The sequence below is a fragment of the Streptomyces sp. Y2F8-2 genome (genome assembly GCF_014905555.1).
GTDB lineage: Bacteria > Actinomycetota > Actinomycetes > Streptomycetales > Streptomycetaceae > Streptomyces > Streptomyces cynarae.
Genome location: NZ_BNGS01000002.1, coordinates 658,055 through 670,939, shown reverse-complemented (window position 1 = coordinate 670,939; position 12,885 = coordinate 658,055). Strand labels below are relative to the sequence as shown.

Genomic DNA, 12,885 nt, shown 5'->3' with positions numbered 1-12,885 from the left:
GCACGGCTCACAAAATACCGTTGCCTTCGCAAGTTCAAAGAGCAGGCACGGATACTTCATGACTTCGCGCTCTGAGCAGGGGGAACGGCCGCGAGTGAGGTGGATGGGCGCTGCCGGAGAGCGAAGCGGAAGCGGGCGCTCAGTCCGGAAACACTGATCGGCGCACCATGGGGAATGGGCAGTCGGGGGCCTGGCCAATGAAGTGTCAAAATCTTATTAACAATCATCGGTGGCTGAAAAGGGACGACCGCCGAAGGCCGGGGGATACCTTCGGCGGTCGGCTCGGTGGCCGGCGGCGGGGCCGTCAGCGGCGGTCCACCGCCAGGGTGTCGAGCCAGTTGCCGATCAGGCCATGGACGGCGTCCGGCTGGTCGAGGTGGACGTTGTGGCCCGCGCCGTCGAGTACTGCGTAGGTCGCGCGCGGGTAGTGGTCCAGAAGATCGAGCTGGTCCCGCCAGCCCACCATGTGGTCCTGACGGCCCGTGACCACAAGGTGTACGCCGTCGTGCGTACCGAAGCGGGACTCCGGCGTCCGGGCGAACGTGTAGGCCTTGAGCAGCGCCGCGGCGTCCCCGCGGTGGTGAGCGCGGATGCCGGGCAGCACATGGTCGCGGAAGGCGCTCCAGCCCGCGTCGTCCTGGTACAGCGCGATACCGGTGAACACCTCGCGGTCGGCCGGGTCGAGCGAGGCCAGCAGCGCCTCGTCCCGGGTGAGCACCTGCCGCTCGGGCAGCACCCGCTGACCGCTCGGCTTGACCAGCGGAGCGATCAGCGCCGTGCCCAGGACCTGTTTGCCGCGCTCGGCGACCAGGTGGCGGGCGAGCTGGCCGCCGTAGGAGATGCCCACGACCGCGAACGGCTCGTCGCCGACGACCTTGTCCACGAACCGAAGTACCGCCTCTCCCATCGCCTCGGCCGTGACCGGCCCGTCCAGACGCGGTGAGCGGCCGGAGCCGGGGAGGTCCACGTAAAGCCGCCGCCAGCCGCGGCGCACGGCGAACACGGGCTCCAGAGGCAGCAGAAGCCGGTGGTCGATGGTGTAGCCGTGCAGCAGTACTACGGGGGTGCCGGAGCCGAACTCGACGTGGTGCAGCAGCTGCTGTGCGGGCTGCTGCGTCTCGCTCTCCGCGGTGGTCTCGGTTGATCCAGTCTTTTCGGTCATGACTCCACAGTCCGATGCTGACACTGATGTGAGGGGCGAAGTGCCCAGGTGGGACGGCAGGACGGGCCTGCCGGTAGGGAGGGTGGAATCGGGAAGACCTCAGGCGGCCCGTCCGGCGCGCACCGTGTCGAGGTATGCGGCGACGGCGTCACGGTTGCGCACCAGGAATCGGATGCGCTCGGTCAGCCGGTTTCGTTCCTGTTCCAGCGCGGCGATGATCTCCGGTGAGGCGTCGGGGACGTCGATGGTGCCCGGCTCGTCCAAACAGGGCAGTATCTGGCGGATGATCCGGGTCGGCAGGCCCGCCTCGAGCAGCCGGCGGATCTGCCGGACGCGGTCCACGTTCCGTTCGTCGTAGCAGCGCCAGCCGTTGGGGTCGCGCCGGGAGGCGATCAGCCCCTGGTCCTCGTAGTAGCGCAGCAGTCTGCGGGAGGTCTGGGTCTGCTCCGACAGCTCTCCGATGCGCATGCGAGCTCCTCGTCGCCTCTTGTCTTCCCTTTCTGGACGTCGTCCGGTCCGGCCTACGACACCGGCCTCTTGGCGGGGAAGCCGTGGCTGCGGGCGAGGAGGATGACGGCGATCACCGGGAGCATGAGCAGCAGCACGCTCCACGGCAAGGAGTCGCTGCCGCTCAGATCGAGCAGTACGCCGCCGATGACTCCGCCGCCGGCCATGGCGACGTTCCACAGCGTGACGAGCATCGCCTGAGCCGCGTCGGCCGCCGACTCGCCGCCCGCGTCACCGGCCGCGGTCTGCAGCAGGGTCGGAACCCCGCCCCATCCCAGGCCCCACAGCACGGCGGCGACATAGACGAGCGCGGTGTGGTCGGCGAGCACGGCCAGCGCCGCGGCGGCCACCGCGACCAGCAGCGAGCTGGCGATGGTCAGCACGCGCAGCCGGTGATGGATCTGTGCGCCGACGATCCAGATGCTCAGCAGCGAGGCGGCGCCGAACACGAGGAGCACCAAGTCGGTGTTGCCCCCGATGCCCAGGTCGTCGAGGAACGTGGCGATGTACGCGTAGATGATGGTGTGCGCCAGGACGAAGACCAGCGTGACGAACAGCACCGGGGCCACGCCCGGGACGCGCAGCGCGTGCAGCATCTTCGGCCGCTCGCCGCGCTCCTGGCCCGGGAAGTCCGGGACGGCGGCGGCGATCCAGGCCAGCAGCAGGACGGTCAGTGCCGTCATCGCGAGGAATGCCACGCGCCAGCCGGACACCTTGCCGAGGAAGGTGCCGGCGGGCACGCCGAGCGAGAGCGCGACGGGGATGCCCGCCATCGCGATGGCGATCGCCCGGCCCTGGAGATGGGCCGGGGCCAGTCGGCGGGCGTACCCGGCGAGCAGCGCCCAGGCCACACCCGCCGCGACGCCGGCGACGAAGCGCGCCGCCATGGTCAGCCCGTAGACGGAGGACAGTGCGGTGACGGTGTTGGCGACGGCGAAGCCCGCCATGGCGGTCAGCAGCAGCCGCTTGCGGCGCCAGCCCGCGGTGGCCGCGGTCAGCGGGATGGCGGTGAGCGCGGTGCCGATCGCGTAGATCGTGACCGTCTGCCCGGTTGCGGATTCGCTCACGTGCAGGTCATGGCTCATCGCCGGGAGGAGGCCGGCGGGCAGGGTCTCGGTGAGACTGGTGATGAAGACGGCGGTCGCGAGGGCCAGCAGGGCGAACATGGGCAGCTTCTGCGGTTCCTCGGCGACGCCCTGCCGACGCGCTGCGACGCCGGGCTCGGCGGCCGAACCGGCCGCGGTGTCGGGTGTGGTGCTCATGGATGTGCTCCAGGGGCGTAGGGGACGGGTGGGTGGACCCTCGGGTCAGGGCCGCTGCGGTGTCATGGCCGGCCGAGTCCGCCGTCGACCGGGAGGCGGACTCCGGTGGTGAAGGTGGCGTCGGTGGCCAGGAAGAGCGCTGCGCGCGCCACCTCCTCAGCGGCGCCGAGGCGGCCCAACGGCGGCAGCAACGCACCGTTGCCGTCCGGCGCCCCGATACAACCCGGCGCCACGGCGTTGACGCGGATGCGGCGGGAGAGAAGTTCGGCGGCCAGCGTGTGCACGGCGGTGGACGGCGGGCCGGGCGCCGTCAGGACGACCGAGCCACCGTCGCTGAGGAGCGGCAGCAGTGGCCGAACGGTGTCCACTGAGTCGGCGAACAGCAGGTCGACAGCGCCACCAGGGCCGAGGCAGGCCGACACGTCGGCCGGTGCGACGATCCGGGCGGTGGAGCCCAGTTCGGTGCACAACCAGCGGCGCTCCTCGGTGGTGCGGGCGGTCAGCACGACGTGGGCGCCGCCCTCCACCAGCCGTTTGGCGATGGCCAGCGCAATCTCGGTGGCCTCTCCGAGGACAACGGCCGTCCGGCCCGCGTACTTGGTCATGCTGCCGTTCCCTCCCCGCGTCTGTCTCCCGGGTCGGTCGCGTGGTACCGCCCGGCGGACACGACTGTGCGCCGGGCTGCTTCGGGAAACCTTCGGAACCGCTGACGGTCGGCTTGCGGTCGGGGGAACGGGGCCGTCAGCGGCTCGGTGGCCGTCCTGTCGGAACGGTTTCCGTGACGTACAGTGACGCCCATGCGGTTTGGGGTGTTGGGCCCACTGGCGGTGTGGGACGACGAGGGGGTGGCCGTCAGGGTTCCAGAGGCGAAGGTCCGGGCGCTGCTCGCCGATCTGCTGGTGCATGACGGCGGCCCGGTCTCCGCGGATCGCCTCATCCATGACCTGTGGGGCGACCGGCCGCCGGGCCGGGCCGCGGGCGCGTTGCAGGCCAAGGTGTCGCAGCTGCGCCGGGCCCTGGGCCGGGACCGCGTGCTGCACCAGCCGTCCGGCTACCGGCTGCGGCTCGACGGCGACGAGGTGGACGCCGCCCGGTTCCGCGCCCTGGTGGAGCGAGCCCGCGGCGCTGCAGCCCCCGGTGACCGGGCCGCGCTGCTCACCGAGGCGCTCGAGCTGTGGCGCGGTCCCGCCTACGCCGACTTCGCCGACCGGGAGTTCGTCCGCGGGGCCGCGCAACGCCTCGCCGAGCAGCGGCTGTCCGTACTGGAGGAGCAGGCCGAAGCCCGTCTGGCGGCCGGCGACCATGTCCTGCTCGCCGGGGAACTCGCCGACCTGGTGAACCGGCATCCGCTGCGCGAACGGCTGCGCGCGCTGCAGATGCGGGCGCTGTACGCGACGGGCCGCCAGAGTGAGGCGCTCGAGGCGTACGAGGATCTACGCGCACGTCTTCTCGCCGATCTGGGCGTCGACCCGAGCCCCGAACTCGCCGCACTGCACCAGGCGGTGCTCCGCCAGGACCCGGAGCTGAAGCCGGCGCCGCACAACGCCACCCGCTCTCGTCCTCGTACGGAGCCGGACGCCGGCAGCCCCCGGCCCGCCACGGAGGCGGACGCGCGCACCACGCCGGCCCCCGCCAACCTGCCCACCTCCCTCACCCCCCTGATCGGCCGCGACAAAGCCTTGGCCCGGCTCTCCGAACTCCTCCACGCAGCACGCCTGGTGACCCTGACCGGCCCCGGCGGAGTGGGCAAGACCCGGCTGGCCGTGGCAGCGGCCGACGCCGTCCACGGCGGATCCGTCGTGAACCTGGCCGACGGGACCTGGTTCGTCGAGTTCTCCGGCATCCGCGACGGGACCGCCGCCGACCTCGCCCAGATCGTCGCCACCACCCTCGGCATCAGCGACCACACACCCTCCGCCGTGCCGGTCCACGGCACCGGCACCCCGTCGCCCGCCCACCACCTCGCCACCGTGCTGCGCGACCGCCGCACCCTGCTCGTGCTGGACAACTGCGAGCACGTCGTCGACGCCGCCGCCGACCTCGCCGGCCTGCTCCTGCGCACCGCGCCCGGGCTGCGCATACTGGCCACCAGCCAGGAGCCGCTGGGCCTGCCGGGCGAGGAAGTGTTTCCGGTCGAGCCGCTGCCCACCACGGACGCGGTACGGCTGTTCACGCAGCGAGTCGCCGCTGCGGCACCCGGCTGCCCGCTCGCCTCCGGCGCCTGTGACGCCTCCGACCGCGCCGCCGTCACCGAGATCTGCCGCCGCCTGGACGGCATCCCGCTGGCCCTGGAACTGGCCGCGACCCGGGTACGCGCCCTCGGCGTGCGCGAGTTGGCGGCCCGACTCGGCGACCGGTTCCAGCTCCTGACCTCCGGACGGCGCGGCGCGCCGGCGCGCCAGCAGACCCTGCGCGCGATGATCGACTGGAGCTGGGAGCTGCTCAGCGCGCCGGAGCGCATCGTGCTGCGCCGCCTGGCCGCTTTCAGCGACGGCTGCGACCTGCAGGCGGCCGAGGCGGTATGCGCGGGCGACGGCGTCGCCGGCGCCGAGGTGCCTGCCCTGGTGTCCCGGCTCGTCGACCGGTCCTTGGTGGTCGTCGTTGCCGGGCCTACCGGTCCGCGCTACCGGCTGCTGGAGTCCGTCGCCGCGTACGCGACCGGGCGGCTGCACGAGATGGAGGATTTCGCCGGCGTTCGTGACCGGCACCTGCGCCACTACCTCGCGCTCGCCGAACGGGCCGAAGGCGAACTGCGCGGTGCCGAGCAGCGGTCCTGGCTTGCCCGGCTCGATGCTGAGTCCGGCAACCTGCGGGCGGCCCTTGACGAGGCGGTGCGCCGGGCCGCAGCCGGGGCGCCGGCCGAGGCGGCACGCCTGGCCACCGCTCTGGCCTGGTGGTGGCTGCTGCGCGGACGGCTTGTCCAGGCACGCCGCAGTCTGCGCGCGGTCCTGGACGCCACCACGGCCGCCGAAGCGGAATCCGATCACGCCGAACTGACCCTGCTGCATGCCGCTTTCGCCCTGCTCACCGGTGATCACAACGCGGCTACCGGCGCGCCGAACGGCGACGCCGTCCCCGACCCGGAACGCCGTGCGCGAGCGCTGTGGCTGTGCGCGTACGGTCTGTTCAGCGCGGGAGCGGCCGCCGACAGCGGTGAGTTGAACGACCGGGCGCTGAAGCTGTTCACCGCCGCGGGCGACCAGTGGGGCACCGCTGCTGCGCTCGGCCTGCGGGCCGCGCTCGCGCTCATTCGTGGCGACCTCGACAGGGTGGGCCGCGATGGACGGCGCAGCGCCGGGCTCTTCCGCACGGTGGGCGACCGCTGGGGAGAACTGCAGACCGTGTCGCCGCTCGCAGCGCTCGCCGAGATCAAAGGCGAATACGAGGAGGCCACGCGCCGCCAGTACGAGGGGCTGCGCATCGCGCGCGAACTGGGTCTGGCGGCTGAGGAGTCGGCCCGGCTGTCCGGTCTGGGCCGCCTGGCGCTGCTGGCCCGCGACTTCGACCGGGCCCGCGACCTGCACGAACAGGCCCGGCGCAGCGCCGCCGAACAGGGCTACAAGTACGGCGAGATCCACGCCGAGATGGGCCTGGCACTCGGTGCCCGCCGCTCAGGCGACCTCGATGCCGCCGAGGTGCACCTGCGGCACCTGCGCGACGGCTACGCGGACGTATCCTCGCAGGCGGGTGACCACCTGCTGCTGGCCGAGTTCGGTTTCGTCGCCGAACTGCGGGGCGACGCCGAGAGCGCCGCGGCGCATCACCTGCGCGGCCTGGACGTGGCCCGCGCACTCGGTGAACCCCGCGCCCTCGCGCTGTCCCTGGAGGGCCTGGCGGGCGCGATGGCCCTGCACGGCACCGAGTCGGCCGCCGGCTGCGCAGCCCTGCTGCTCGGCGCCGCCGACCGAGCCCGCCGCAGCGTCGGCGCACCCCTGCCTCCGGCCGAACGCACCGACGTCGACCGCATCACCCACGCGGCCCGTACCACCCTGGGCGACGCGGACTTCGCACAGGCCTTCGACCACGGCACCCGCCTGTCCCCCGAGGAGGCGCTGCGTCAAGCAACCACGCCCCTTAGAGCCCCGAACACAATGGGCGCCCGGCTCGCGACGCCTGGCACGCACGCTCGCCGCGTTACCGAAAGGCCCCAGTAGCTCCGCTACGAGGACCTTCCGGCGCCTTGCGATCGCATGCACCAGACGCCGCGAGCTGATCGGACTCCCATTTTGTTCGGGGCTCTTGGCCGACTCCTGCAAGGGGCCCGCGACTGACCTTGCCCGGGCGAAGCCGAGAGCTCGGGGGAGCGTGATCGCACGGCGCCGGAAGGCCGTCGTGGCGGAGCTGCTCGGGCATTTCGGCAACGCGGCTGAGGGTGCCCGCACGCCGTTCAGGCAGTGGGGGAGTGGGGGCCGGGCGTCGCGAGTGAGCCGGGCGCCCATTGTGTTCGGGGCTCTCGGTCCGTCGGCGACTTCCCAGGGCAGGGGCGGCGGGGCGAGACCGGGACCGGCGCACCCCACAGGGAACCGCACCCCCGATTCACGCGTTGGTGTGATCACATCCCACCGAACGGATGCCTCCCCCACCCCACGGGCAGGACCCGGCCATGACGCAGCCGTTCGACCTCCCGCACTTCTACATGCCGTACCCCGCCCGGCTGAACCCGCATGTCGACGAGGCCCGCGCCCACTCCACGGAGTGGGCTCGCGCCATGGGCATGCTGGAGGGCTCCGGCATCTGGGAGCAGTCCGACCTCGACGCGCACGACTACGGGCTGCTGTGCGCGTACACCCACCCCGACTGCGACGCCGCGGCCCTCTCCCTGATCACCGACTGGTACGTGTGGGTGTTCTTCTTCGACGACCACTTCCTGGAGACCTTCAAGCGCACCCAGGACCGCGAGGGCGGCAAGGCCTACCTGGACCGCCTCCCGCTGTTCATGCCCCTGGACCTCGGCACCGCGGTCCCGGCCCCGGAGAACCCGGTGGAAGCGGGCCTCGCCGACCTGTGGGCACGCACGGTGCCGTCCAGGTCCCCCGACTGGCGCCGGCGGTTCGCCGTCGCCACCGAGCATCTGCTCAACGAATCCCTGTGGGAGCTGTCCAACATCAACGAAGGGCGGATCGCCAACCCGGTCGAGTACATCGAGATGCGCCGCAAGGTGGGCGGCGCCCCCTGGTCCGCGGGACTCGTCGAGTACGCCACCGCCGAGGTACCCGACCGTGTCGCGACGTCCCGCCCGCTGCGCGTGCTCATGGAGACGTTCGCCGACGCGGTCCACCTGCGCAACGACCTCTTCTCCTACCAGCGCGAGGTCGAGGAGGAGGGCGAGAACAGCAACGGCGTCCTCGTCCTGGAGACCTTCTTCGGCTGCGGCACACAGGAGGCGGCCGACGCCGTCAACGACATCCTCACCTCACGTCTGCACCAGTTCGAGCACACCGCGTTCACCGAGGTTCCCGCCCTGGCCCTGGACAGGGGTCTCACCCCGGACGAGCTCGCCGCCGTCGCCGCGTACGCGAAGGGACTGCAGGACTGGCAGTCCGGCGGCCACGAATGGCACATGCGCTCCAGCCGCTACATGAACGAGAACGCCCGCTCCCGGCAGCGCCCCTTCGGGCTCTCCGGCCTCGGCACGTCCGCCGCCGACGTGCGCGCGGTGCTCGCCGACGCGAGGGCCATGGGGGCACCTCCCGCGCCCTTCAGGCAGTGGGGGAGGCTGCGTGCGTACACCCACCTTCCCTTCCAGCAGGTGGGGCCTTCGCTGATCCCCGACCTCCACATGCCCTACGAGGTGGAGCTCAGCCCGCACCTGGACGGCGCCCGCAGCCGCCTCACCCCCTGGATGCACCGGATGGGCATGCTCCAGGAGGGCGTCTGGGACGAGGACAAGCTGGCCGCGTACGACCTGCCCCTGTGCGCGTCAGGACTGGACCCGGACGCGACCCCCGAGGCGCTGGACCTCAGCTCCCAGTGGCTGTCCTGGGGCACCTACGGCGACGACTACTACCCTCTCGTCTTCGGCCACCGCCGCGACCTCGCCGCGGCCAGGCTGTGCACCGAGCGGCTGTCGTCGTGCATGCCCCTCGACGGTGGGGAGTTCCCCGTCCCCGCGAACGGGATGGAGCGCGGCCTGATCGACCTGTGGGCGCGCACCACGGCCGGGATGACCCCGGAGCAGCGGCGATCGTTGCGCGCCGCCGTCGACGACATGACCGAGAGCTGGGTGTGGGAGCTGTCCAACCAGCTCCAGAACCGCATCCCGGACCCCGTCGACTACCTGGAGATGCGCCGCGCCACCTTCGGCGCCGACCTCACCAAGAACCTCTGCCGCATGGGCCACAGCCCCGCGGTCCCGCCCGAGGTGTACCGCAGCGGTACGGTCCGCGCACTGGAGAACGCGGCCATCGACTACGCGATGCTCGTCAACGACGTCTTCTCGTACCAGAAGGAGATCGAGTACGAGGGCGAGATCCACAACGCGCTCCTCGTGGCGCAGAACTTCTTCGGCTGCGACTACCCGACGGCGGTGCGCATCGTGGGCGACCTGATGAACCGGCGCATGGAGCAGTTCCAGCACGTGGCCGCCCGCGAACTGCCCGTGCTGTTCGACGACTTCGCACTCTCCCAGGAGGCGCGCGAGGTCATGGACAGCTATGTGGCCGACCTGCGGAACTACATGGCGGCCGTCCTGAACTGGCACCGCGACTGCCACCGCTACGGTGCCGACGACCTGGCCCGCCGCTTCCACGGCTTCGTCCCGGACCTGGCTTCGGCCGTCACCCTGCGGGCGGCGCCGGTGGCACGCTGACCGCCCCGGGCACGGCGCCGGGTGCGGCGGACACGACGGCCACCTGGGCCGACGGGCCCGCCGCTCCCGGACCGGAGGTCAGGCGAGCCGGACCTTCTCGCGACGGCCGGCGTGCTCCACCGCGGCTTGCGCCAGCGCCCGCACGACGGGGTGCGGGCGCGAGCCGTCGCCCGCGAGTTCCGGCTGGAAGAGGGTGGCCAGGAAGAAGGGGTGGCCGGGCAGTTCCGCGACCCTCACCTGTCCGTCCTCGTCGTGTCCGCTGAACCGCAGCCCGTGCGCGTGCAGCGTGTCCAGGTGCCGGGAGGGGCCGTACGAGCAGAAGTACCGTTCGACGGTCCGCTGCGAGCCGATCACATGGTGCGCCAGCGTGCCGGGGACGACACGGACCGCGGCCTCGTGGCCCACCAGGGAGCAGGCCAGCGGCTCGATGAGGAGGTCGTCGGCATCCGGGTCGTTCTCCGCGTGCGCGACCCGGGTCAGACCGCACACGGTGCGGGCGTACTCCAGGAGCGCGTGCTGGAAGCCGCCGCACGTGCCGAGGAACGGGATCCCCTCCTCCCGTGCGGTGCGGATCGCCGCGAGCACCCCGGCCTCGCTCCGGTACGGGCTGCCCGGCAGCACCCACACCGCGTCGAAGCCGCGCACGGCGCCCTCGTCCGCGGCCTCCTCGGACGGGATCCAGTAGGCGTCGAGGACGAGCCGGTCGCGCTCGGCGAGCGCCTCCAGCAGCAGAGGAACGCGGGTGTGCGAGACCACGGCGGGGGAGCGGTCGCCGACCAGGGCGAGACGGGCGGTGTGCGTCGCGTCGGATGTCATGCCGACCATGCTCGACCCGCCGCATGGTTCACGTCCAACGATGATCGCTGCACTCTCCATAAGCGATGCTGATGTCATGCGGCATGCTGAGGCGCATGGACCCGCACCTCCTGCGCACCTACGTCACCGTGGCCCGGCTCGCGTCCTTCTCAGAGGCCGCCCGCGAACTCGGCTACACGCAGTCCGCCGTGTCGCAGCACATCGCCACGCTCGAACAGGACCTCGGGGCGCCGCTGCTGACCCGGCGTCCGGTCGCCCCCACCACGGCGGGCGAACGGCTCCTCGAACACGCCGGTCCGCTGCTGCTGCGCCTCGATGCGGCCAGGGCCGATGTCACGCGGATGGCGGCCGCACCCACGCTCGGGGTGACGCTCGCGGCCACGCCGACCGCGCTAGGGCCGCGCGTCCTCGCCGCACTGCCCGCCGCGGGCGTCACCCTGAGGGTGCTCACCCGGGACGAGATACCCGCAGCGGTCGCCACCGGCGGCGCGGACCTCGGCCTCGTGGACGGCCTGGCCGCGCCCAGCGATCCGCTGCGGCTGCCCGACGTGGCGCCGCTCGTGACCGAGAGCGCCGGCGAGGAGCCCGTCTGCGTTCTGCTGCCACGCAGCCATCCGCTCGCCGGCCGCGCCGGGGTCCGGCTCGGCGACCTGGCAGACGCGCGCTGGCTGGACGCCCCCGACGCGGGCCTGCCGCTGGCTCAACTGCGGGCCGTGGCCGGTGGCACGGGCTTCCGGCCGGCCCTGCGCCAGGAGGGCACCGATCTGCGCACGCTGATGGCGCTTGCGGCCGCAGGCCACGGCCTCGCAGTGCTGCCGCGCTCGGCGGCCACCGGAGTACCGGGCACGGTCGCCGTGCCGCTCACGGCGCCCCGCGTGGTCCACCGCACGGAACTCGTACACGGCCGGGGCCTGCGCGGAGCCGCGGCGACACTGGCCGCACGGCTGCTGCCCGCTCCGCAGGCCATGGGGTGATCCGGTGCGCGGGCGGGTGCCCCCGTGCGCGGGCCGTCATGGTCGCAATGGGCTCGCGTCCGCCCCTGCGGAGGGGCAGGATGCTGCCCGTGGACCCTGGGAGGACCCGGACCAGCGGAGGTTATGGATGACCGGCACGCCCGTACCGCCCGACAGGGACGGTCCCGCGCCCTTCACCGCCGAGGACTACGCGGCCCGGATGCGGCGTGCCGCGGACGCCGCCGCCGAGGCCGGGCTCGACGGGGTCCTGGTCGCGCCCGGACCCGACCTGGTGTGGCTGACGGGATACCGCCCGGTGGAGACCGAACGCCTCACCCTGCTGGTGCTGCGCGCCGGGCACGACCCCGTCCTCGTCGTGCCCACCCTGGAGGCGCCCGACGCCGCCCAGGCGCCCGGCGGGAGCGCCCTGACGCTGCGCGACTGGACCGACGGCAAGGACCCCTACGAGGCGGCCGCCTCCCTGCTGACCGCCGACGGCCGCTACGGCATCAGCGACAACGCCTGGGCCCTGCACCTGCTCGGCCTGCGCGAACGGCTTCCCGACGCCGGCCACGTCGCGCTCACCCGCGCCCTGCCGATGCTGCGGGCCGTCAAGGACGCCGCGGAACTCGACCGGCTGGCCGCCGCGGGCGCCGCCGCGGACGCGACGTACGAGGAGATCCGGAAGGTCCCCTTCGCCGGTCGCCGGGAGCGCGAGGTCGCCGGGGACCTCGCCGATCTGCTGCGGCACTTCGGCCATTCCCAGGTCGACTTCACCATCGTCGCCTCGGGCCCCAACGGCGCCAACCCGCACCACGAGGCCGGCGAGCGCGTCATCGAGCGCGGCGACATGGTCGTCCTCGACTTCGGCGGGCTCAAGCACGGCTACGGCTCCGACACCACCCGCACGGTCCACGTCGGCGACCCCACCGAGGAGGAGCGCCGGGTGCACGACCTGGTGCGCGCCGCCCAGGAGGCGGGCTTCCGCGCGGTCAGGCCCGGCGCGGCCTGCCAGGACGTCGACCGGGCGGCCCGCGCGGTCATCGCCGACGCCGGGTACGGGGAGTACTTCATCCACCGCACCGGGCACGGCATCGGCGTCACCACGCACGAGCCGCCGTACATGATCGAGGGGGAGGAGCAGCCCCTCGTCCCCGGCATGTGCTTCTCGGTGGAGCCCGGTGTGTATCTGCCGGGCCGCTTCGGGGTCCGCATCGAGGACATCGTGACGGTGACCGAGGACGGCGGACGCCGCCTGAACAACACGCCCCGTGAGATGGCGATGGTCGACTGAAGGAGGGAAGGACGCAGTGGCCGCCCCCGGCGCGACATCGAGGACGCGACGGCCGGCCGACCCGCCGGCACAACCCGCACCAG

At 72.8% G+C, this 12,885-nt stretch carries 9 protein-coding genes; 4 read left to right on the top strand and 5 right to left on the bottom strand.

Going from position 1 to position 12,885, the window contains the following annotated elements; translation table 11 throughout:
* Nucleotides 1-304: 304 nt before the first annotated feature.
* The 4 genes from SY2F82_RS08365 to SY2F82_RS08350 all read right to left on the bottom strand — a co-directional run bounded on the left by SY2F82_RS08365 (nucleotide 305) and on the right by SY2F82_RS08350 (nucleotide 3,536).
* Nucleotides 305-1,162 carry an alpha/beta fold hydrolase gene (locus SY2F82_RS08365; RefSeq protein ID WP_200418318.1) on the bottom strand — a complete coding sequence of 286 codons (858 nt, stop codon included), beginning with the start codon at nucleotides 1,160-1,162 and terminating at the stop codon, nucleotides 305-307.
* 99 nt (nucleotides 1,163-1,261) lie between these two features.
* A complete protein-coding gene (locus tag SY2F82_RS08360) occupies nucleotides 1,262-1,630 on the bottom strand; it encodes a MerR family transcriptional regulator (RefSeq protein WP_200418317.1) in 369 nt (122 codons plus the stop codon).
* A gap of 53 nt (nucleotides 1,631-1,683) precedes the next feature.
* Nucleotides 1,684-2,931, bottom strand: coding sequence for an MFS transporter (locus SY2F82_RS08355; RefSeq protein ID WP_200418316.1), 1,248 nt, complete (start codon nucleotides 2,929-2,931; stop codon nucleotides 1,684-1,686).
* 62 nt (nucleotides 2,932-2,993) lie between these two features.
* Nucleotides 2,994-3,536: an SDR family NAD(P)-dependent oxidoreductase gene (locus SY2F82_RS08350; RefSeq protein ID WP_200418315.1), complete on the bottom strand. Its 543-nt coding sequence runs from the start codon at nucleotides 3,534-3,536 to the stop codon at nucleotides 2,994-2,996.
* A 192-nt stretch (nucleotides 3,537-3,728) separates the two neighbouring features.
* Between SY2F82_RS08350 and SY2F82_RS08345 the strand changes: the two genes are divergently transcribed.
* Both SY2F82_RS08345 and cyc2 read left to right on the top strand, forming a co-directional pair.
* Nucleotides 3,729-7,085 (top strand): BTAD domain-containing putative transcriptional regulator, encoded by a 3,357-nt coding sequence (locus SY2F82_RS08345; protein WP_200418314.1) that lies wholly within the window; start codon nucleotides 3,729-3,731, stop codon nucleotides 7,083-7,085.
* A gap of 449 nt (nucleotides 7,086-7,534) precedes the next feature.
* The gene (gene cyc2 / locus SY2F82_RS08340) at nucleotides 7,535-9,739 is read left to right on the top strand and encodes a germacradienol/geosmin synthase Cyc2 (RefSeq protein WP_200418313.1); all 2,205 of its coding nucleotides are present in this window, start codon (nucleotides 7,535-7,537) and stop codon (nucleotides 9,737-9,739) included.
* Between the two features lie 78 nt (nucleotides 9,740-9,817).
* Here the strand turns inward: cyc2 and SY2F82_RS08335 are convergent, their stop codons facing one another.
* Nucleotides 9,818-10,555: a hypothetical protein gene (locus tag SY2F82_RS08335; RefSeq protein ID WP_200418312.1), complete on the bottom strand. Its 738-nt coding sequence runs from the start codon at nucleotides 10,553-10,555 to the stop codon at nucleotides 9,818-9,820.
* Nucleotides 10,556-10,650: 95 nt separating this feature from the next.
* On the opposite strand from SY2F82_RS08335, the gene SY2F82_RS08330 reads away from it, so the two are divergent.
* Together SY2F82_RS08330 and SY2F82_RS08325 are read left to right on the top strand one after the other, a co-directional pair.
* Complete coding sequence (locus tag SY2F82_RS08330) at nucleotides 10,651-11,529, top strand: LysR family transcriptional regulator (protein WP_200418311.1); 879 nt, start codon at nucleotides 10,651-10,653, stop codon at nucleotides 11,527-11,529.
* 127 nt (nucleotides 11,530-11,656) lie between these two features.
* Complete coding sequence (locus SY2F82_RS08325; protein WP_200418310.1) at nucleotides 11,657-12,802, top strand: aminopeptidase P family protein; 1,146 nt, start codon at nucleotides 11,657-11,659, stop codon at nucleotides 12,800-12,802.
* Nucleotides 12,803-12,885: the final 83 nt, after the last annotated feature.

Excerpts from the sequence above, each read along its gene's own strand:
- SY2F82_RS08365 (WP_200418318.1), bottom strand. The coding sequence starts at position 1,162 with ATGACCGAAAAGACTGGATCAACCGAGACCACCGCGGAGAGCGAGACG.
- SY2F82_RS08360 (WP_200418317.1), bottom strand. The coding sequence starts at position 1,630 with ATGCGCATCGGAGAGCTGTCGGAGCAGACCCAGACCTCCCGCAGACTG.
- SY2F82_RS08355 (WP_200418316.1), bottom strand. The coding sequence starts at position 2,931 with ATGAGCACCACACCCGACACCGCGGCCGGTTCGGCCGCCGAGCCCGGC.
- SY2F82_RS08350 (WP_200418315.1), bottom strand. The coding sequence starts at position 3,536 with ATGACCAAGTACGCGGGCCGGACGGCCGTTGTCCTCGGAGAGGCCACC.
- SY2F82_RS08345 (WP_200418314.1), top strand. The coding sequence starts at position 3,729 with ATGCGGTTTGGGGTGTTGGGCCCACTGGCGGTGTGGGACGACGAGGGG.
- cyc2 (WP_200418313.1), top strand. The coding sequence starts at position 7,535 with ATGACGCAGCCGTTCGACCTCCCGCACTTCTACATGCCGTACCCCGCC.
- SY2F82_RS08335 (WP_200418312.1), bottom strand. The coding sequence starts at position 10,555 with ATGACATCCGACGCGACGCACACCGCCCGTCTCGCCCTGGTCGGCGAC.
- SY2F82_RS08330 (WP_200418311.1), top strand. The coding sequence starts at position 10,651 with ATGGACCCGCACCTCCTGCGCACCTACGTCACCGTGGCCCGGCTCGCG.
- SY2F82_RS08325 (WP_200418310.1), top strand. The coding sequence starts at position 11,657 with ATGACCGGCACGCCCGTACCGCCCGACAGGGACGGTCCCGCGCCCTTC.